At 55.1% G+C, this 20,160-nt stretch carries 17 protein-coding genes; 5 read left to right on the top strand and 12 right to left on the bottom strand.

Annotated elements, in window-relative coordinates:
- Positions 1 to 4: 4 nt before the first annotated feature.
- From ACYUBO_RS10915 to ACYUBO_RS10890, 6 genes are read right to left on the bottom strand one after another with little or no spacing between them, the layout of a single operon-like run.
- Entirely contained in the window at positions 5 to 1,249 is a 1,245-nt protein-coding gene (locus ACYUBO_RS10915; protein ID WP_460374431.1) for a methanogenesis marker 15 protein, read from the bottom strand.
- Complete coding sequence (locus tag ACYUBO_RS10910; protein WP_460374429.1) at positions 1,246 to 1,695, bottom strand: methanogenesis marker 5 protein; 450 nt, start codon at positions 1,693 to 1,695, stop codon at positions 1,246 to 1,248. Before ACYUBO_RS10910 ends, ACYUBO_RS10915 begins: the two co-directional genes overlap by 4 nt.
- A gap of 2 nt (positions 1,696 to 1,697) precedes the next feature.
- A complete protein-coding gene (locus ACYUBO_RS10905) occupies positions 1,698 to 2,156 on the bottom strand; it encodes a methanogenesis marker 6 protein (RefSeq protein WP_460374426.1) in 459 nt (152 codons plus the stop codon).
- On the bottom strand, positions 2,153 to 3,679 hold the full coding sequence (mmp3, locus tag ACYUBO_RS10900; protein ID WP_460374423.1) for a methyl-coenzyme M reductase-associated protein Mmp3: 1,527 nt from the start codon (positions 3,677 to 3,679) through the stop codon (positions 2,153 to 2,155). Before mmp3 ends, ACYUBO_RS10905 begins: the two co-directional genes overlap by 4 nt.
- Before the next feature lies 1 nt (position 3,680).
- Positions 3,681 to 5,297 carry a methyl coenzyme M reductase system, component A2 gene (gene atwA, locus ACYUBO_RS10895; protein WP_460374420.1) on the bottom strand — a complete coding sequence of 539 codons (1,617 nt, stop codon included), beginning with the start codon at positions 5,295 to 5,297 and terminating at the stop codon, positions 3,681 to 3,683.
- A 46-nt stretch (positions 5,298 to 5,343) separates the two neighbouring features.
- Positions 5,344 to 6,183 carry an HAD-IC family P-type ATPase gene (locus ACYUBO_RS10890; protein WP_460374417.1) on the bottom strand — a complete coding sequence of 280 codons (840 nt, stop codon included), beginning with the start codon at positions 6,181 to 6,183 and terminating at the stop codon, positions 5,344 to 5,346.
- A 43-nt stretch (positions 6,184 to 6,226) separates the two neighbouring features.
- On the opposite strand from ACYUBO_RS10890, the gene ACYUBO_RS10885 reads away from it, so the two are divergent.
- Together ACYUBO_RS10885 and dapF are read left to right on the top strand one after the other, a co-directional pair.
- Entirely contained in the window at positions 6,227 to 7,156 is a 930-nt protein-coding gene (locus ACYUBO_RS10885) for a ribose 1,5-bisphosphate isomerase (protein ID WP_460374414.1), read from the top strand.
- Positions 7,157 to 7,264: 108 nt separating this feature from the next.
- Entirely contained in the window at positions 7,265 to 8,089 is an 825-nt protein-coding gene (dapF, locus tag ACYUBO_RS10880) for a diaminopimelate epimerase (RefSeq protein ID WP_300328936.1), read from the top strand.
- A 553-nt stretch (positions 8,090 to 8,642) separates the two neighbouring features.
- Here the strand turns inward: dapF and radB are convergent.
- The gene (gene radB / locus ACYUBO_RS10875) at positions 8,643 to 9,317 is read right to left on the bottom strand and encodes a DNA repair and recombination protein RadB (RefSeq protein ID WP_300328939.1); all 675 of its coding nucleotides are present in this window, start codon (positions 9,315 to 9,317) and stop codon (positions 8,643 to 8,645) included.
- Positions 9,299 to 10,477, bottom strand: a complete 1,179-nt coding sequence (gene larC, locus ACYUBO_RS10870) for a nickel pincer cofactor biosynthesis protein LarC (protein WP_460374410.1) — start codon at positions 10,475 to 10,477, stop codon at positions 9,299 to 9,301. Before larC ends, radB begins: the two co-directional genes overlap by 19 nt.
- Before the next feature lie 46 nt (positions 10,478 to 10,523).
- On the opposite strand from larC, the gene ACYUBO_RS10865 reads away from it, so the two are divergent.
- The 3 genes from ACYUBO_RS10865 (at position 10,524) to ACYUBO_RS10855 (ending at position 14,944) form a co-directional block, all read left to right on the top strand.
- Positions 10,524 to 12,932, top strand: coding sequence for a CDC48 family AAA ATPase (locus tag ACYUBO_RS10865; RefSeq protein ID WP_460374407.1), 2,409 nt, complete (start codon positions 10,524 to 10,526; stop codon positions 12,930 to 12,932).
- Between the two features lie 35 nt (positions 12,933 to 12,967).
- Positions 12,968 to 14,215: a sodium-dependent transporter gene (locus tag ACYUBO_RS10860; RefSeq protein WP_460374404.1), complete on the top strand. Its 1,248-nt coding sequence runs from the start codon at positions 12,968 to 12,970 to the stop codon at positions 14,213 to 14,215.
- A gap of 117 nt (positions 14,216 to 14,332) precedes the next feature.
- Positions 14,333 to 14,944, top strand: a complete 612-nt coding sequence (locus ACYUBO_RS10855) for an SIS domain-containing protein (protein WP_460374401.1) — start codon at positions 14,333 to 14,335, stop codon at positions 14,942 to 14,944.
- Here ACYUBO_RS10855 and ACYUBO_RS10850 read toward each other — a convergent pair.
- Genes ACYUBO_RS10850 through ACYUBO_RS10835 form a run of 4 tightly spaced genes read right to left on the bottom strand, consistent with a single transcriptional unit; the run spans position 14,941 to position 20,122 of the window.
- A complete protein-coding gene (locus ACYUBO_RS10850) occupies positions 14,941 to 16,176 on the bottom strand; it encodes a BaiN/RdsA family NAD(P)/FAD-dependent oxidoreductase (RefSeq protein ID WP_460374398.1) in 1,236 nt (411 codons plus the stop codon). The genes ACYUBO_RS10855 and ACYUBO_RS10850 overlap by 4 nt on opposite strands.
- 7 nt (positions 16,177 to 16,183) lie before the next feature.
- Entirely contained in the window at positions 16,184 to 16,843 is a 660-nt protein-coding gene (gene thiE, locus ACYUBO_RS10845; RefSeq protein WP_300334247.1) for a thiamine phosphate synthase, read from the bottom strand.
- A complete protein-coding gene (gene thiM / locus ACYUBO_RS10840; RefSeq protein ID WP_460374395.1) occupies positions 16,833 to 17,639 on the bottom strand; it encodes a hydroxyethylthiazole kinase in 807 nt (268 codons plus the stop codon). Before thiM ends, thiE begins: the two co-directional genes overlap by 11 nt.
- Positions 17,640 to 17,698: 59 nt before the next feature.
- Positions 17,699 to 20,122, bottom strand: coding sequence for a PAS domain S-box protein (locus ACYUBO_RS10835; protein ID WP_460374392.1), 2,424 nt, complete (start codon positions 20,120 to 20,122; stop codon positions 17,699 to 17,701).
- Between the last annotated feature and the right edge of the window lie 38 nt (positions 20,123 to 20,160).

The following is a 20,160-nucleotide window of genomic DNA, read 5'->3' as shown; positions in this document are numbered from 1 at the left end:
CAATTCACTCCTTCTTCCTGTCAACAAACCCGGATGCAAGGAGTGCGGCTCCCGTGGCACCGATATACTGCGAGTGGTGCGGAACGACGATCTCGGTCTGGAGGAGCTCTCCCATTGCCCTGACAAGACCCTGGATCAGCGAAGTACCGCCAACCATGATCACCGGCTCCCGGATATCAACCTCCTGAAGCTGCTGTTCGAAGACCTGCTCGGCAACCGAGTGGCAGGCAGCTGCTGCTACATCTTCGGGTGTGCTGCCTGCTGCAAGGGCATTCACCAGGCTCTGCGTTCCAAAGACGATACAGTAGCTGTTCATCGGAACTCCGGCTGACATCCCTTTCATTGCAAGGGGTCCAAGCTCGGTGATATCGATACCGAGCCGTTTTGCGGTCATCTCAAGGAACCTCCCGCTTGCTCCGGCACAGATCCCGCCCATCGTGAAGGTGCCGGGGATCCCATCCATCACCGAGATTGCCTTGTTATCCATTCCTCCGATATCAATGACCGTTGCGGGGCCGTGCTGGGTGTCAGCAAGATAGACGGCACCCTTTGAGTTGACGGTCAGCTCCTCCTGGATGAGATCGGCATTGAGGTGTTTCCCGATCAGAAACCGTCCGTAGCCGGTTGTTCCTATCGCCTCGATATCATTTATGGTGAGTCCGGCTTCGGCGAGTGCTGCCTCAACAACCAGATCCGAGGATCGCAAAACCTCGGTTGTCGGCTCCCAACCGGTTCCGATGATCTCGTTATCCTTCATCACGACACATTTTGTCGTGGATGATCCCGAATCGACGCCCATTGTGATCCCGGTCTGTTCCTCACGTGCGAGGAGGGCACGGCGGCGTGCTATCGTTGTCAGCGCCTCCATCCGTGTCAGAAGCGTCCCTGAGGTCGTCCGCTCCGTAAATGAGTACGAGACGACTGGCAGGGTGGAGTTCAGATGGATATATCGCCTGAGCTCGGTCCTGACGATTGCAGCTTCGGCACACCTAAAACAGCTCCCGATGAAGACCGCATCGGCCTCCACCTTACCGGTGACAAGTGCCTTTGCCCTTGCAATGGCGAGCTTCAGATCCGGGCTCTTCACATTCAGCCCAAATGCATCGAAATCCCGTCTCAGATCATTGAGCGAGATGTCGGGATAGAAGACTTCAGCATCAACTGCCCGTGCAGCTTCAGCGATCTCGTTCTGGACGCCGGAATAGTCGGCACCGCAGGTGAGCTGGGCGATACGCACCGGCCTGCTCATGCCTTTTCACCCCCGAGTTCTGCGAGGAATGCCTTGATGGAAGCGACAAAGGTGACTCCCTCTTCTTTAGTCTTTGGGTATGAAAGCTCGAGGACTGGTATTCCCTTCTGTTTCAGGAGGAATATCAGCAGCTCGTTTGTCCGTGCACATCCCATGCAGCCGAAGGCAAAGTCGGATTCCTCAATGATGATGGCCGCTTCTGCCTCTTCGATCAGGGGTCCGTACAGCGACATCCGCCCCCGTACTCCTGAGGGCACCTCAACCGCTGCCCAGTGAAGACCCTTCTTAGGGTCTTCAGGCGTGATCTGGAGGGGCGGGGAATCGAAACCGCCTGCCTGGATATGTTCGCGTACTGAGAGTGCAGATCCAAGCGGCTTATGCCCAAATCGTGCAACGAGGTCCGAGAGCATCAGGCTTGTTGCCGGATAGATGAAGACCTTTGCCATACTCAGGCCTCCTCCTTGATGATGGATGAGAGCTCCTCAATATCGAGGGGTGGCTCCCGTTTGAAAGGCTGTGCAGTCTTCTTTAGATCTTCTGGCTTCATGGTATCCGTCTCTTTCAGTCCGTATGAAATAAATCGCGAAAGTCCGATCTCGTATTCATGCCCGAGGTATCCGGGCCTTGATCCCCCGAGGTTCGCCCTGCATCTCCGCGGATCTCCCGGAGGAAATCCCCTGTCCTTGATGAAGATATGGAAGGGATCCAGCTTCCGGAGGCGTTCAACCACCCTCGCAACTTCGTCCGGCGTCCCGGTAACCTGCACCCCGAAACAGGTCTCCTTGATCATAATGCCCATCGCAACCTCGTAGGCGGCGATAGCAAGATCCTGCGGGGTGGTCGTTGGTGATTCGACGAAGACATATTTCGTCTCGGTGCCGACATACTCGGGATTGTACTCTTTCATCTCTTCACCTCCCTGATATAGACGGGCATTCCTTCCTTGAGCTTCCCAAGCTTCTCCAGATCGTGCATGGTTCCGATGATGTTTGTTCCCTCAAAAGGCTCAGCAGTCGGGCCGAACTCGGCATTCTCCGAGTCACGCACCCCGACAAGCCCGGCCCCTCTCCGGGATGCATTTGTCATCCCAAGCGAGCGCTTCGGAACAGAACCAACAGGTATATTCTCCGGGATGATATTGATCTTCTCGGGGATATCCGGTTCAAACAGCCAGACATCATCAAAACTGAAGAAGAACGGGAGCATCCCGATCGAGTACCTCTTCAGCCCTGTGAACCTGCGGAATATATCGACGGTGCGGGGGGCCATCTCATCAAAGAGCGTGACATCGATGACATCATTCTGATCCATCGTTGTGACGGTGACCTGCTTCTCTTTCAGCACCAGAAGGGTGGTGCCCGGCTCCTGGCTGATGACAACCCGTGTGCCGGTCTCTGAATCGGCATTCACTGAGATGCCCCGGTTCTCTGCATATGCGAGGGCATCTCCAAGATACATACCCAGCAGATCGAACCGCTCAGGCTCACAGATAACAGCACATGATTCTCCTTCTGAGATCAGCCTGATGAGTTCGATCCCATGGGTCACCTGCCCGATGACGGTGTGGTGCGGACTCGTTGCCACATCATCACGGTAGATATAGATCGCACCGGAGAGCTTCCCTTTCGTCCGGGCGGTTACCGCACCTTCACGCCGGGGGGCTTTCTGTTCGAGCCTGATATCCAGGCGGCCGAGATGCGCATCCATGCAATGGGTGGATGTGGTCCTCTCTGCACGAAAGACCCCGGATTGCAGGGAGAAGAGGAGGTGATCCACAGAATCTGCAAACGCGGTATTGATATCCTCTTTTGAATAGCCATCAGCCCGGATGCGGATATGGGAGATGATCTCCATCTCCTCTTCAAGAGGGATGGAGAGATCGGTTGTCGTAATCGTATGGGTGCTATCAGCCCAGCTGATCATCCGCTCGATCCCGGTGATCCGATCCCCGGTGTCAAGCCTGTCGATTGCACCACGCCCGGCAACAACACGGCCGATGATCCCTCCGCCTTCTGCTGCACCGTGATCTGCCTGGTGCTCTTTTCTGGATACGATCAGGTAGGAGCGTTGTGTTTCATAGCCTCCACACCCGATCAGGATATCTCCGCGTGCATACCGGGAAGGACGGCGTGAAGGTTTGAAATCGGATGGAAAAGGCCCAAATGCCGCGGCGTACCGGTCAGACCAGTGGAGAGCCGGGTTGAAGGATGCATCATGCGGATCGGGAAGGCTCACGCTGCCATCCGGGATCTCGGCAACAAACTCCCCTTTGGTGGTGGTGATCCGGAAATGGCGTGTCACCTCTTCAGAGACGACACCGGGCCTGATGATTGCAAGGGATAATGCCGGGTTATGATCGGGAAGGATATCCTTCAGGCATGCTCCATCATCTGCCTGGATTGCCGTGCCATCCAGAGTGACCCTGACCATGCTATTCTCCCGCGATAGCCTTGTTCATGATGTCGCGTTCTTCTGCGGTGAGAAGATCCATAATCTCCTGTGTCGGACCGATAGCAACGATCTTGCCTCCACGCATCAGTGCGGCGCGATCGCAGACCTCCTGCACAAACTCCATGTCATGTGAGACGATAACAAAGGTTTCGTCCATCTCCTCACGTGAGTGAAGAATTGAATGCTTTATATCGACTTTTGTGATCGGATCCATGGTTCCGGTCGGCTCATCGAGGATGATGATCTTCGGCTCACGTATCAGGACCTGTGCCAGCGCAACACGGTGGCGTTCCCCTTCAGAGAGGGAATCAGGCTGCCGGTTCAGGATTGCCCGCCCCTTCTCTTCAGTGAAGCCTGCCATCTTCAGGGTGATCATCGCCTTTCTTATGGCAAGCTCCTTTGGAAACTCAAGACCGATCGAATCTGTCAGGTTGTCAAGGACGGATCTGTGCGGGAAGAGGTCGTATTCCTGGTGAAGGAGGCCGATGTACATCTTGGCACGGCCACGGAACTGGTATCCCGGACGGGTCATATCGACCCATTCATCACCGATCTTGATATCGAGCCTGCCGCTTGTAGGCTCAAGGATCCCCGAAATAATCCGTGAGAGTGTCGTCTTTCCTGCACCGCTTGTCCCGATGATGCCGAAGATCTCCTTCTCCCGGATCTCAAAATCGACCCCGTCAACGGCCCGGATCACACCCCGGTCAACGGATATATAACGCTTCTTTAAATTTTCAGATCGAATGAGGGCATTACCAAACTCAGGTGCTGCAAAGACCTCGTCATCATGGTGATCTTTCATGAAGGTGGCGATAACCTCTTCCGGGGTTCCGGTGGCGGTGATCTCGCCGTCTGCAATGAGGATCGCACGATCCGCGACATCCTTGATTGCCTGGGCAAAGTGGGAGGTGATGATCATCCCCATAGATGCGGAGCTTGCAGCCTCTTTCAACATCTCATGAACGACACGAGCCATCTTCGGGTCGAGGGTTGCGGTTGGTTCGTCAGCGAAGAGGAGGAAAGGTTCTTTTGCAAGCTGGCGCGCAAGAACCACGCGCTGTTTCTCACCGCCGGAGAGATCACGGGCAATATGCATCATCCGGTGCGAGAGCCTCACCTCATCGAGGAGATCAGCGGCCCGTGATACTGCTTTTCCTGAGGGATAGCCGGTATCTTCGAGTGCCCTGAGGACATTCTCGATGACACGGTCGTTTCCATACAGCGCAAATGTCCGCTGGAACATAATCGCGGTTCTCTGCATCAGTTGGCGTTTTAATGAATCATCATCATTCCAGAGATCCACATCTTTCTCCTTCAGGGTTCCTGCCTTACAGCGGGAACAGGTGGATTCAGCCTTGCTTGCAAGCTCAATCCGACCGCAGGAATCACACCTCGAGATGTGGTATATGACCCGCCCCCCAGTCGGCGGTTGATCGATTCCACGGATAAGGTGAATCAGGACGGTCTTTCCTGCACCGCTCCTGCCGATGATACCGACGGTTTCACCTTCTGAGATCTCAAGATTGATGTTATTGAGTACTCTCGTGCCATTAAAGTCCATGCAGAGGTTTTCGACTGAGATAAAGGGTTTCATGAAGCAGCCTCTTGAGTAGTATGTAGAAGAAGGAGCATATTAGTCTTTATATGTGAACAGTCTTCCCGGGATCTGATCGCAAAATCTCTTCAATAATACAGATTACTTCATGGAGTTCATGAATCGTATAGTTGGCAGCAGCTTCCAGAGCTTCAATCCGCTCTCCCGGCTGCTGCTCCGAAAGGATGGCAATATCCGCCTCCCTCATCGCCCGGAGATCATTGATCCCGTCTCCGACCATCAGGACGGTATCATAATTGTCTTTTAATCTCCGTACGATCTCCGCCTTCATCGTCGGGGTGGCAACGCCGAAGATCCGGTCATGCGGGATGCCGAGATAATCTCCCATCCGCTCAAGTTTTGATCCCCTGTCCCCTGAGGCGATGAAGGTGGCGATCCCCATCTGGTGGAGCCGGGTGATCGTCTCTTTCGCACCGGGAAATGGGCTTCCCCCGGCTGTTATTGCGAATTCGATCATCCTGCTTCTGACATTGAGGATCACGCCCGAGTTGATCGCTATCACCGGCTTGATGTGGCTGCACCGGTTCCAGACACTGCGTATCGTCTCCTGGAGATCGCCAACAGCGGCATACTCTTCGTGATAGAGGATATCGGCCACTTCATCCTGGGTGATCACGCGGCGCCCGCAGGATATGCCAAATTCAATTTTTTTCCTGCAGAGAAATGCAGAGAGAAGCTCGTCTTTGTCTGCTTTAATGACATCCTCGGAGTGTACATGGAGAAGCACCAGGATTCGATCGGGATCATCAAAGGTGAGAGTGGTTGTCTCTATCTCCTCGATGATCTTTCCTGCTGCAATCTCTTTTGCAACCCGGTAGGTACGGAGGAGCGTCCCGGCACTGTCAAAGACTACTGCGATCGTCATCCAAAAGCCACCTTTATCAATGATAAGTACCGTCGATTGATATATGCCACTGATCAGGACAGCAGATGCCATCCGCTCGATGGAGATACGGGGTGCCGGACGGATTGCGCGTGCAGCAGCAGCAGCACTCAGGGACCATGCCGGGGCAACAGAAACAACAGTGAAGGCTGCTTTTTGTGAAGAGATGAACCGGGCAGCAGCCCTCCTCCGTTCCACCCGCCCGACAGCCGTCTCACTCCCCAATGCGATTCATATCGTCATGCGGGGCCTTGAGGATGCAGCAGATGTGGAAGATGCGCGCGGTATTGTCCAAAGAAATGCAGATGCCTTCATCCGGTCCTCAGAAGAGGCTGTTTCGATGATCGCCACAATCGGTGCGAACCAGATCAGGGATGGAGATGTGATCCTCACCCACTGCAACTCAGAGGCGGCACTCGCCTGTATCATCGAGGCGAAGCGGCAGGGAAAAGAAATTGAGGTCTATGCGACCGAGGTCAGGCCCTGGAACCAGGGTCTCCTGACAATCAGGGTACTGAACCAGCATGAAATCCCAACACACTATATCGTCGATTCAGCTGTCCGCGCCTTCATCAATGATGTCGATATAGCGATCGCCGGAGCGGATGCAGTCTGTTCCGATGGGAGTGTCATAAACAAGATCGGGACCTCCCAGATCGCCCTTGCTGCACACGAGGCACGTACCCGGATGATCGTTGCTGCCGAGACCTACAAGTTTGCACCCCGCACCCTCGCCGGGCATCCCATCCCGATCGAGGAGCGGCCGGGCTCTGAGGTGCTTGCTGAAGATCTTGCATCTGAGCTCCCTTTTGTAAGAGTTCGAAATCCGGTCTTTGACATAACGCCGGCAGCATATATCGATGCAATCGTGACGGAAACAGGCCTGATCCCTCCGTCATATGCCCCGTTCATCATCAGGGATCATCTCGGATGGGATCTTTCGATGATCAGATAAGACGGTGTCTGAGGTATCCGGATGCCGGATCACCCTTCGATTCCGTGGATGATACATTTTATAGCTCCCCGGACAAGGTAAATGAGAAGATTACATGAGGAGATGTTCATGGGAGTACAATTTGTAAAATTACAGGGAAATGGCAATGATTTCATCCTGATCGATGAGATGGAGAACGAGATCATCCCTGAAGAGATGAAAGCCGCTTTTGCGATGCTCTTCTGTGACCGCCGGTTTGGTATCGGGGGCGACGGTGTCCTCTTCATCTCAAAGTCCGAATCTGCGGATGTCAAAATGCGCCTCTTCCAGCCCGACGAATCTGAGGCAGAGATGTGCGGAAACGGGATCCGCTGCCTTGCACGGTATGCATATGATCAGGATTACATCAAGAAGGAGAGCACGGTCGAGACGCTCGCCGGTATCATGCCGGTTACTCTTGGATACCAGAATGATGAGTTCTATGCAACGATCACAATGCCAACCCCGGCATTTGCAAGGAGCAAAATCCCCGCAACCGGGACAGGCGAAGATGATTACTCGGAGCATATCGGCACCTATCAGGTTTATGCCGTCAATACCGGTGTTCCCCATGCGGTCGTCTTTGTCGATGAGATCGGGGCGATCGATCTGATGAAGCTTGGACCAACCATCCGGAACCATCCCACCTTCCCAAAGGGTGCGAATGTCAACTTTGTCGAGAAGGTTGATCAGAACCTCCTCAGGATCAGGACATTCGAGCGGGGTGTTGAGGCCGAGACCTGGTCATGTGGAACCGGTGCTACAGCATCTGCGGCGGTTGCCCACAAGCTCGGTTATGTTAAGAGCGATTGCATCGTTGAGACGAAGGGTGGTCCGCTTAGGATCCGCTTTAATGAGACGGTCACAATGACCGGCCCCGCCGAAGTCGTCTTCATCGGGATGATCGAGCTCTGAAGAAAGAGGTATATTCGCTGATTCCGGGAGATCCCGGGATTATACTTTTTTTCGGCTCGTTGCTGATCCGTGTTGTTTATTAATAGGGAACAGGTCATCATCGGGCCATACGGTGTTTTAATCATGCTTTGTGATCTGTTGATTCAGGCGTAGAATATGCCTTCATAAAACCGGTTCATGGAGAAGAAACCGTGCAAATTCCCACCGCCCTGTCCCCGTCCGCATGTGCTTCGCAGGGAGGTTGTCATGGGTGGCCCCGCACATGCAGCACGTGAGGGGGCGGGAATGTTTTGTGGGCTGCCAGAGGAGATAAAAACCCGGTTCTGATGAATCGCCTTTCAGGTTGCTCTGATAAGCAAGGTTTTATCATCTCTGTCAGCCTCATTCTTCGACAACCCGCCCCCAGATACCCGCGCCGCACGTGCTTCAATCACCCCTCATGCCTGGATGTTGTGTCGGGATCAATCCCCCGGCCTCTCTATTCCCCTGAGGAAAAGCCGGATCTCTAACATCCTGCATGAAATAGCCAGAAAGCTTCTTTCCGCATCCGCACTCAGCAGGAACGAATCCCATCTTCTGTAATGGCAAAATCAAATGATTCCCCTTCCGGGCGGGATCGATGCTTCATGACGATCGCCCGGCGGGTGCTGTCTCTCCGTTCGATCCTGATGATCGCCTTTGAGATATGTGACAGGGTCGTTCCGCCGAGACCGGAGAATGTGCCGGTTGACGGATCCATGTACACCTGGTTGGTAATTAAGACCGGAACCTGGTTTTTTCGCGCAATTGCCAGAATCTCGATCATCTGTTTCCCAAGCATCCGCTGCACATCGCCCCGTTTCTCCAGTTCTGATCTGTAAAGGGCGGTTGCCGAATCCATCACGATTAAACCGATCCTCTGTTTTGTGAAGATCTTCTGTGATTCAATGATCATCAGCCCCTGTTCGGCAAAATCGATCGGCTCATACAGGTAGAGACGGGTGGCAAGTTCCGGTGCGGCATCCTCGCCACCGCAGATCTGGACGAACCGATCGGGTGAGAATCCTTCGGTATCAAAGAAGATGACCCCGGCACCCTCCTTCAGGGTGGCAACCGCCGCTATGATGGCGAGCGTGCTCTTGCCGCTCCCCGGCTCCCCATAGATCTGGGTGATCATCTGCCTCTCAAGGCCGCCACCGAGGATCCGGTCCAGATCCGGGCTGCCTGTGCTTACGCGTCCTGTCTCCACCCTTCCAGCTCCCGGTATGCGATCTCCTCGGCTCTCCTCTTCAGATCCCGGATGCTCAGCCCATGCCGCTCAGCGGCGGTGGCAACAGCATCGAACTCTGCTTTTACGGAGATGATCTTTCCCTGTGAGTACCCGATCTTCACGGGAATCTCGTCTCCTTCCGGTATCCGGATGGTGATCACCAACCGATCCGCAATGAACCGGTGAACCGACGGGATGCACCGGACTCCGAGCGTTCCCAGCTCTTCTGCCATGACTCCCGCAAGCCGCTCAGAATCCTCCCTGCGGCAGATCACCCGGATCAGATGGCCGGGCCTACCCTTCTTCATGATGATCGGAATGGCTGATGCATCCCGTGCACCCTCGCGGTGGAGACGGGCGATCGTATAGGCGATCACCTCGCCATCGACATCGTCGACATTCGTCTCCAGGATATCCACCGTCGGGAGGCTCTCACTGCTCTCAAGGATCATCACCCTGAGGACATTCGGACGGTCTTTTGGGTCTCGTGTACCCGCACCATACCCGACTGCGGCGATGGTGCCGTTCTCGTCTCCTCCCGGAAAGGCTGCCGTGAACTCTGCGAGAAGTGCAGCCCCCGTCGGGGTGACCAGCTCCCCGGTCTCTTCCTCCGTCCTTCTGGTGAGAAGCCCTGAATCTTGAAGGATATATGCGGTTGCCGGTGCCGGAACCGGCATGATCCCATGCAGAGACCTGACCGTCCCCCTGCCAAGCGGGATCGGGAGGACTGCGACAGCATCCGGTGCAAGTGAGAGGAGGGCGGTGCATGCCCCGATCACATCCGCAATCGCGTCATCCGCTCCGACCTCGTGGAAATGGGCATGGTCACCATGGACGCGGGTCTCTGCATCATGGATTCTTGAAAAGATCCGCGCCGCCATCTCCTTTACCCGGGCTGTCGCATCAGCCTCCCTGAGGCGGGTGAGGACCTCATCCAGCGTCCGGGTACTCTCCCCCGCATGCGTCCTCAGGTATGTTGCCCCGATACCACACCGCAAAACCAGTGATATCTCCGGTTTTCCGACAAGTGAGGCCATTGCCCGGATCACCGCCTCCTCATCAGCACCAGCGGCAAGGAGGGCTCCTGTGATCATATCTCCCGCAGCACCATTCACCGGGTCAAAGAGGATCGTCCGCATCGAAAAAACACTACTTATATGTCCGGGCACCGTTGACAATAAAGTAATGCCTGAAGTGTACCTGAAGGTCGATTCGGCCTATCCTGAAGATCTGGGTGGAGGGAAGGCACGCCTCGATCCAGAGACGATGCTCGCACTCCGTGTCTCCCCCGGCGATCTGATCAAAGTCGAGGGGAAGAAGGAGACGCTCGCAAAGGTCTGGCGTGCGATGGCGAAAGACTGGGATCAGCAGAAGATCCGGATCGACAAATTCACCCGTGAGAATGCCGCCGTCACCATCGGCGATCGCGTGAAGATCTCGAAAGTGGAGGCGGTGATCGAGGCAAAAGAGGTGGTGATCGCGCCGCCCGAGAACCTGCCCCCACACCTGACCATTCATATGGAGCATGCCGCACAGGGTCTGATCAACTACCCGGTTTCGATCGGCGATGTAGTTCCGATCCGTGCGATGATGATCCCCCAGCTGATCGAGTTCAAGGTGATCTCCCTTGAACCAGAGGATGCTGTAATCATCACCAGAAATACCACCATCACCGTATCCGACAAGCCCGTTCCCGGATTTGAGGGGCTGAAGCGGATCAGCTATGAGGATATCGGCGGATTAAAAGACGAACTCCAGCGGCTCAGGGAGACGATCGAGCTCCCGATCCGCCATCCCGAACTCTTCAAGACCCTTGGGATCGAGCCGCCAAAGGGTGTCCTGCTGTATGGGCCTCCCGGCACCGGAAAGACCCTGATCGCACGGGCTGTTGCCAATGAGTCGGGTGCGAACTTCATATCGATTGCAGGGCCCGAAGTGATCTCGAAGTACTATGGCGAATCCGAACAGCGGCTCCGCGAGGTCTTCGAGGAGGCAAACGAGAATGCACCCTCGATCATCTTTATCGATGAACTCGACTCAATTGCGCCGAAACGCGAGGATGTGACCGGCGAGGTGGAGCGGCGGGTGGTTGCCCAGCTGCTGACGATGATGGACGGGCTTGAGGAACGCGGGCAGGTTGTTGTGATCGGCGCAACCAACCGGCTGGATGCGATCGATCCCGCCCTCAGGCGCCCCGGCAGGTTCGACCGCGAGATCGAGATCGGGGTGCCGCCGCATGCAGATCGCCAGGAGATCCTCAATATCCATACCCGTGGCATGCCGATTGACGAAGGTGTCAGGATCGATCTGATTGCCGGCCGGACACATGGTTTTGTCGGGGCTGATCTCGCCGCCCTCGCACGGGAAGCTGCGATCCGGGCCCTGAGACGGTATCTGCCCGAGATCGATCTCGAGCAGGACTCGATACCGCAGGAAGTACTTGATAAACTGAAGGTGACCGCGGATGATTTCCGCGAAGCACAGCGTGAGGTCTTCCCCTCAGCGATGCGTGAGGTGATGCTGGAGGGAACCAACATCACATGGGCCGATGTGGGCGGCCTTGCTGCTGCACGGCAGGAGATTCGGGAGGCAGTCGAGCTTCCCCTCACCGACAGGGAGAAGTTTGAAGAGCTTGGGATACAGTCTCCAAAAGGTATCCTTCTCTATGGCCCTCCTGGTACCGGGAAGACCCTGATCGCAAAGGCTGTTGCAACCGAGTCGGGTGCGAACTTCATCCCGATCAAGGGACCCCAGCTCCTCTCCAAATGGGTTGGGGAGAGTGAACGGGCGGTTCGTGAGATCTTCAAGAAGGCCCGGCAGGTGGCACCTTCGATCATCCTCTTTGATGAGATGGATGCCCTCACCCCGGCTCGCGGGGGCGGGGATTCCAATCATACCATCGAGAGTGTTTTAAACCAGATCCTAACCGAAATCGACGGGATCGAGGATATCCGCGATGTGATCGTGATGGGAGCAACCAACAGGCCGGATATTGTCGATCCCGCCCTTCTCCGGCCCGGCAGGTTCGATCGGCTCGTCTATATCGGGGAGCCTGATGAAGAGGATCGGAAAAGAATCCTCTGGATCCATATGAGGAGCATGCCGATTGAAGGGGGAACGATTGAAGAGCTCATCACTCTCCTTGAAGGCTGTGAATATGGCTGCATCGAGAAGATATTCGAGTCAATTGGAGAAGGAAAAGAGATCACAGCTGATGCAGTCAGGGAAGCTGCATCTGAGATGCCGAAGAAGGAAGGGGCAGGATTGAAGAGGAGCGAGATCCGAAAACTCATCCACGATCTCGCCTCCCGGTTCAATCAGCAGTCCCCTGATCCGGCACGTGATGCGATCATCGCGGCGGTTGCAGCCCGGACTGCCGGATATGTCGGATCCGATCTCGAAGGGCTCTGCCGTGAGGCAGGAATGCTTGCGATGCGGGAGGGGGTAACAGTCGTCTCCACCCGCCACTTCGAAGCTGCTCTGGAGAAGGTACGGCCGACGATGAACGAACGGCTGACTGAATACTACTCCCGGATACAGCAACACTTCAAAGGCGGGCTTCCCCGGCAGTCACAGCCGGTCGAATATCAGTAACACTCTTATGATACCGGGGAGATACCCCTCTCCCTATGTCTGCTGAAGGGATAGAGGAACCACAGGAGCACTGGTCATCGGGCCTTGGATTCATCCTCGCTTCCATTGGTGCTGCGGTTGGTATCGGAAATATCTGGCGTTTCTCCACTGTTGTCGGGCAGAACGGTGGTGGAGCCTACCTCATCCCGTTTCTGCTTGCCGTCTTTCTGATCGCCCTCCCCCTGATGGTGATTGAGATCAAGGCGGGCCGTGCCCTTGCCGCCGATGTTGTCACGGCTCTGGAGAAAGTGCATCGCCACCTCTCAAAGGCCGGCTGGCTCCTGATCGCAGTCGGGTTTGTTGTGCTGAGCTATTATCTTGTTATCACCGGCTGGACGCTTGCGTTTGTTATCTTCTCACTGATTGGAACCGATGGAAGGTTCGCATCATTTACTGCCGGATACCTGCCGGTCCTCTTCTTCATCATCTCAGCCCTCCTGACCGGAGGGGTGGTAGCGCTTGGGGTCAAAGAGGGGATCGAACGGGTGACCCGGTGGCTCATTCCGATCAGCTTCTTCATCTTAATCGGCCTTGCCATCTATGCTGCCACATTGCCGGGTTTTGCCGAGGGACTCGCATTCTTCTTCACCCCGGACTTCTCGGTGCTTGCTGATCCCACACTCTGGGCGGCCGCATTCGGGCAGTCGTTCTTCTCATTATCGGTTGGGACCGGAATCCTCCTCACGTACGGTTCATATCTGAGACGATCGGTTCCCATCGCGAGATCGGCAGTCTATATCACCATAGCCGATCTCTCGGTTGCGATACTCGCAGGATTGATCATCTTCCCGATCGTCTTCACATTCGGCTTCTCTCCGGCAATGGGTGCAGAACTCACCTTCACGATCCTGCCCGAGGCATTTGCACTGATACCATTTGGCGCAATTATAGGATTCTTGTTCTTCCTCCTCCTCTTCTTCTCTGCCCTGACAGCAACGGTATCGATGATCGAGATGCCCCTTGCCTCTCTTGTCGCCAGAAAGGGCTTCTCCAGAAAGAAGGCAAGCCTTCTTCTTACCGGAGGTGTAATCGCAATCGGCCTCCCCTCGGCTCTCAGCTACTCGGCGATGAAGCTCACAATAGGTGGCATCCCGGTGCTGGATCTTCTTGATGAGACGGCTGGCTCATTTGGCCTTCCCCTGACGGCACTGTTCATGGCAGTTGCATTCGGCTGGATACTCGATCCCCATCTGCTCAGGGAGAAGGGCGGGCTGAAAGGTTTCATTCCGCATCTCATCCTTTGAATATGCAGGTATCTGATCCCCCCGGTGCTGCTGATCACCCTGATCCTCCTTGGCATCGGGATGGTCAGGGGATGACCGATATCCTCTTACCCCGTCATGATCCAGAAGTGATCAGATATGACAGGGGATAGCGTGAATATATCGGATTATATGCTCAGGACGGCGGAGATGATCATCCGTGTTGCCGAGGTGATTGACGAGGAGGAATCACGGCAGTTCATCTCCGAGATCCTCTCCGGAAGGAGGATATATGTCACTGGCGCCGGGAGATCCGGGCTTGTTGCCAAGGCGTTTGCGATACGGCTGATGCACCTTGGGTTCCCCTGTTATGTGATCGGTGAGACGATTACCCCTGCCTTTGATTCCGGCGATATGCTCGTTGTTTTCTCCGGCTCCGGCGAGACGAAATCGGTGGTGAGCGCGGCTGAGAAGGTGCGTGAACTTGGAGGGTGGTCCTGCCTTATCACCGCAAATCCGGACTCACAAGCAGCCGGGTATGTTGATCTGGTCATCGATCTCGGTGAATCGTCCGGAAATAGTGCTGATCTTCCACCTGAGTATGAGGTGAGGCAGATCTCCGGACAGTACCGCTCGGCGTCGGTTCCTATCGGGAGGGGATCAGCCTTTGAGATGGTTGCGCTCGCCCATTCGGATGCAATCATCTCCGCCCTGATGGAAGCCCGCCACCTGGATCCCGGTGAGGTCAGGCTCCGTTTCTCGAATATCTAAATTTCCCCTGTTTTTGCAGAGATTGATTCCGCAGCTGCATATGCGGTTGAGAATGCTGCCTGAAGGTTATATCCCCCGGTATCGCCGTCGATATCGAGCACCTCTCCGATAAAATAGAGATCTGGAAGAAGCCTCGATTCCATCGTTTTGTTGTTGATCTCCTCAAGTGCAACGCCCCCGCGGGTAGCCATTGCAACGTCAAATCCGCCGACCGTTTTGATCTGAAATATCCAGCCTGTGAGGAGCGAAAGGAGTTCTTTCCTCATCTTTTTTGTGAGGTGGGCCACTGTACTGTCCGGAGACAGCCCCGCCTCTTCGGTGAGCCGCTGGATGAAGCGTGCAGGAAGGGGTAGTTCTGAGAGGATCGTCTTCACAAGACGCTTCCCATATGCCTGTGTTCCATGGGTGATAAGAGATGCGATCGCCTCCCTCTCTTTTTCCGGAAGAAATGCGATGCTGAGGCTGTCGCCATCCCTGATGTACCGGGATGCATGCAGGATGGCGGGGCCTGAGAAGCCATTATGCGTAAAGAGGAGATCCCCTGTCACTCTCCGAACAATCTTTTTCTCCCTGAGGACCGAGACCGTGATATCATCAAAGGAGATCCCGGCGAGATCTGAAAACGGATACTGGTCCGGGTGTACCGGGGCAAGGGCGGGTCCAATCCCAATGATCCGGTGGCCGAGGGATTCGGCAAAGCCATACCCGTCACCTGTTGATCCGGTTGATGGGTATGATGCACCGCCGGTTGCAATGACGAGGTGATCGACCAGCACCTCCTGATCGTCTGTCCTGATCAGAAAGCTGCTCCCTGAGCGCTCCACGGCACGAACCTGGCTGTTCTGCCTGAAGATCACCCCGTTCTCCCGGCATGCGGCCATCAGTACAGAGAGGATATCATCTGCCTTTTCTGATACAGGGAATATCTTCTCGTTCTCATCTGTATAGAGTGGGCATCCCCGATCTTCGAAGAACGCGATCAGATCCCGGTTCGTAAAATTCCTGAGTGCTGGTTTCAAAAAAGTCCCGTTCTCACCGTAATGTTCTTCAAAACTGCGGATATTGCCCGCATGTGTGATATTGCACCGCCCGGATCCGGTGATTAAGAGTTTCCGACCTGCCTCCCTCTTCTTCTCAAAGAGGATGATCCGGCTTCCCTCTGACTTTATCGTAGCTGCACAGAAGAGTCCTGCCGGCCCGCCTCCGATAATGCCAATCACAGGCCGGGCCATTTTGCAATCACACCTTCTGTAGAACGGGTGGTGTCCTGCCAGGATTTTTTGCCACTGCAATCTGCCGCTTCAGTTCTGCTGCTGCTGCTGCTACATCTTCCTCTCCGACAACCGCAGAGATGACGGCGGCCCCGTCTGCCCCCGCACCGATCACAGATCCGATATTCTCCCATGTGATCCCGCCGATTGCGACAAGTGGGAGGCGGGTTGCGGCACGGATGGCGCCCAGTGTTGAAAGGCCGTGCCCGCATCCGGCATCATCTTTTGAGGTGGTGGCAAAGACCGGGCTGAGTGCAAGGTAATCGGCACCTGATATCTCTGCCTGTATCGCCTCATCAACCGATCCGACAGAAGAGCCGATGATAAAGTCCCTTGGAACAATCCGTCGGGCTTCGGATATCGGCATATCCTGCTGGCCGAGATGAACTCCGTCTGCTCCGGTTGCAAGAGCGATATCAAGCCGGTCATTCATGATGAAGCAGGCACCGGCATCCCTGGTCATGGCCAGAATCTCTGTTGCTGTCCGGTAGAGGGATGCAGCATCCATCCTCTTGTCCCTGAGCTGGATGATATCCGCTCCGCCCAGAAGCGCCATCCGGGCGAGTTCGGTATGGGATCTCCCCCTCCCGATCTGCTCGTCGGTGATGACGTAGAGATCATATGCCACGGTACTGCTCCACCTGTGCCTCAGCCGATACCGTCTCCGGTGTCAGTGATGCGAGTTCGTCAAAGAGTGCGGTTCTGAATGAGTATGGTCCCGCAGATTGCCTGGCTGCCCGTTCCCCGGCAAGCCCGAATGCGATGAGTGCAGCGGCGGCGGACTTCACCGGATCGTCGCCTGCGGCTGCAAACGCCCCCACAACAGATGCTGCCATACAGCCGGTCCCCGAGAGCCGCTCCATCATCGGGCTCCCGTTTAAAATCAGGTATGCCTCACCATTCCCGCAGACGATATCGGTCTTTCCGGTCATGGCAACGGCTGTGTTCCACCTCCCGGAACACCGAAGGGCAACCTCAATGGGATCACCCGTACAGCCGCCCGAATCAACCCCCCTGACAGAGCCGCCGCTTCCGGCAAGGACACCGATTTCACCGGCGTTTCCTTTCAGGATCGCAACCCTGCATTCATTCAGAATCCTCTCTGCACTCTCTGTCCTGAGTGTTGTTGCACCGACTCCGACCGGATCAAGGATCACCGGGATGCCATGTGCATTTGCGGCTTTCCCTGCGGCAACCATCGCATCTACCTGTGCGGGTGTAAGGGTTCCGATATTGAGGACAAGGGCGCCTGCAATCCCGGCCATCTCGGCAACCTCTTCGATTGCGCCTGCCATCACCGGTGCTGCACCGATGGCAAGGGTTGCATTTGCGCAGTCATTGATTGTGACGGTATTGGTGATATGGTGAATGAGCGGACGGGTTGATCGAACCCTGCCAAGGAGTGCTGCTCCGTAATGATTCATGCTGGTATATATTGCCTGCCGGAAGAGAAAAGTGATATGGAAGAGAGGGGCGGATTCTTCTATCCGATCTTCCATCTGCCTGCCGGAACCAGGATCACAAACCGGGCACCCTCGCCTTCGATCCCTTCCTCATGGATCGTGATCCCGGTGATTGCCAGAATCTCCCGGATCAGGTAGAGGCCATACCCGCTGTTTTTTCCGCATTTATATTCAAAAATTCGCTCTTTCATGGTTTCAGGGATGCCTGCTCCATTATCCTGCCACAGAATCCTCAGGTTGCCATCGCTCTTTTCGCATGAGATCGTGATCTCTGTTGCATCTTCTCCATGCCGGATGGTGTTGTCCAGAAGATTTGAGAAGACCTTGGTGAGGAGGGGATCGGCGATGATCGAGACGTTCCGGCAGGTGTTTGTGATCGGAATTTTGGATCCGGCGAGAGGTTCGAGCGAGGCGCTGATCTCCTGCCATGCCGGTCCGCTCGTTCCGATCTTCTCGTATTCCTTCATAAATTCAAAGGATTTTGAGATCTGTGCGAGGCAGAGTCCGATCTTTTCGAGATACTCAGCTATCCCGGTTTCAGGTTCCCTCCTTCTGATCAGTTCGATATACCCGTCAATGGCCATCATCTGGTTCCTGACATCATGGCGTGTGATACCGGCGAGGAGGCGGATCTTTTTATTGGAGAGCTTCAGTGCCTCTTCCGATCGCTTCTCCATGGAGACATCACGGTTGACGACGATCGCACCCTTGAGTGTTCCGTCATCAAGGATCACCGGTGCGGTATAGTTGTATATGAGGCGTTTTTTGTCGTCAAAACAGTCGATCTCGAGAAGTTCATCGGTGATGGTGACCCGATCCTGTATGCTCCGGGCTAGTGCCCAGTCTTCTGGTGCGATCTCCTCGCCAGACGGGTACCTGCGGGCTTTGAAGATCCCATACTCTTCTATCCCCACGTGGGGTTCAGCACCCCAGATGGCAACCCCTGCCGGGTTCCCCATGGTGAGCTTCCCCTCGCTATCTGCAAACCAGAGCCCGATCGGGAGGATCTCCATCACCTTTGAGAGGATATTCTCGCGGATCAGTAATTCTTCTTCAGCACGCCTCCATTCGGTGATATCCACAAGTGAGGCGACGGAAAGCCGTTCTTCTGGTAAAACCCCGATTGAGATGAAGATGATCCGCTCCTCCCCGTTCCGCCTGATAAACCGGAACTCGTAGCTGAGTGGAGCGTCACCATTCTGGTAGCGTGCATGATGATACTCCATTATCCGATCGATATCCTCTGGATGGATGAATGCAGTGGGTTTTAATTTTCCTTCGATCTCAGCAGCCGTATATCCGGAGAGCTCCTCAAAGAGGGAATTGACTCTTAGGATGGTCAGATCCTGCCCGAAGATGGCAAGTGCAGAGCCGGTATTCTCGAAGATGCCCCGGTACCGCTCCTCGCTCTTTCTGAGTTTTTCCTGTGCTGTGATCGCCTCATCCAGATGCTGGCGGATCTCCTCCTCTGTTGATGCCAGTTCCTCATGCATCGAGAGGAGTTCGCGTTCCTGATTCCTCTGCTCGGTGATATCGCGGATCGATTCGATGGCACCCGCCACCTCTCCTTTATCATCATAGAACCGTGATGCCGTTGCCCAGAGGACTCTCTTATTTCCCTTCATCCGGGCGGAATCGGTCTCGATGATCGCACTCTCACCCCTCTTTTGGATCTCCGGGTAGTGCCCCTGTATATTGTCAAGCTCCCCTTTGAGGATATAGTCGATGAGAACGGGCCTTCTCTCTCCATAGAAGAGGAGGGAGTATTCGTAATCTCGTTTTCCGATGACCTTATCCGCTTCGATCCCGGTCATCTCCTCGATGGCCTTGTTCCAGGCGATAACAATGCCATCCGAATCGATCGCAAATGTGGCGTCAGGGAGGAAGTTGATGATGTCTGAGAGCCTCCGCTCGCTCCTCCTGATCTCCTGCTCCCGTATCGAAAGCTCCTCGAAGCTCGATCTCAGCTCTTCTTCATTGGCGGTGAGCTGTTCATATGCGGCATTCAGTTCATCAAGGCTCTCGGCGATCTTCTTCTCAGCTCTCCTTGAGGCAACAGCCATCTCTATCTGGTGGGAAAGTTCTGCAAACTGGGCACGGGGGTTGCCGCCTTTCTGGAGATAGAAGTCGGCACCATTGTTCAGTGCCTCGATAACGATATCCTCTCTTCCCTTTCCGGTGAAGATGATGAACGGGAGAGTCGATCCGGCCTCCCGGAGCTCCTTTAAGAGAGTAATCCCGTCCTTTGACGGCATCTGGTAATCAGAGACGACTGCGTCATAGTCGCCATCCATAATAATCTCCATCGCCTCAAGAGAATCTTCGAGGATATCGACCGAATACCTGCCTTTCTCTTCGAGGAAGAGTTTTGTCAGGTCAAGGAGTGCAGGTTCGTCATCGATATAGAGGATACGGATCGGGGAGCTGGCGCCAGGATCGGACATGAACTACTTTGAATATCTATCCTTCTCGAAGTTAAGGA

This window comes from Methanocalculus sp. MC3, assembly GCF_054767395.1.
This window is presented reverse-complemented; position numbering and strand designations above follow the sequence as displayed.

Coding starts and splice junctions, on each gene's coding strand:
- ACYUBO_RS10915 (WP_460374431.1), bottom strand. CDS start 1,249: ATGAGCAGGCCGGTGCGTATCGCCCAGCTCACCTGCGGTGCCGACTAT.
- ACYUBO_RS10910 (WP_460374429.1), bottom strand. CDS start 1,695: ATGGCAAAGGTCTTCATCTATCCGGCAACAAGCCTGATGCTCTCGGAC.
- ACYUBO_RS10905 (WP_460374426.1), bottom strand. CDS start 2,156: ATGAAAGAGTACAATCCCGAGTATGTCGGCACCGAGACGAAATATGTC.
- mmp3 (WP_460374423.1), bottom strand. CDS start 3,679: ATGGTCAGGGTCACTCTGGATGGCACGGCAATCCAGGCAGATGATGGA.
- atwA (WP_460374420.1), bottom strand. CDS start 5,297: ATGAAACCCTTTATCTCAGTCGAAAACCTCTGCATGGACTTTAATGGC.
- ACYUBO_RS10890 (WP_460374417.1), bottom strand. CDS start 6,183: ATGACGATCGCAGTAGTCTTTGACAGTGCCGGGACGCTCCTCCGTACC.
- ACYUBO_RS10885 (WP_460374414.1), top strand. CDS start 6,227: ATGCCACTGATCAGGACAGCAGATGCCATCCGCTCGATGGAGATACGG.
- dapF (WP_300328936.1), top strand. CDS start 7,265: ATGGGAGTACAATTTGTAAAATTACAGGGAAATGGCAATGATTTCATC.
- larC (WP_460374410.1), bottom strand. CDS start 10,477: ATGCGGACGATCCTCTTTGACCCGGTGAATGGTGCTGCGGGAGATATG.
- ACYUBO_RS10865 (WP_460374407.1), top strand. CDS start 10,524: ATGCCTGAAGTGTACCTGAAGGTCGATTCGGCCTATCCTGAAGATCTG.
- ACYUBO_RS10860 (WP_460374404.1), top strand. CDS start 12,968: ATGTCTGCTGAAGGGATAGAGGAACCACAGGAGCACTGGTCATCGGGC.
- ACYUBO_RS10855 (WP_460374401.1), top strand. CDS start 14,333: ATGACAGGGGATAGCGTGAATATATCGGATTATATGCTCAGGACGGCG.
- ACYUBO_RS10850 (WP_460374398.1), bottom strand. CDS start 16,176: ATGGCCCGGCCTGTGATTGGCATTATCGGAGGCGGGCCGGCAGGACTC.
- thiM (WP_460374395.1), bottom strand. CDS start 17,639: ATGAATCATTACGGAGCAGCACTCCTTGGCAGGGTTCGATCAACCCGT.
- ACYUBO_RS10835 (WP_460374392.1), bottom strand. CDS start 20,122: ATGTCCGATCCTGGCGCCAGCTCCCCGATCCGTATCCTCTATATCGAT.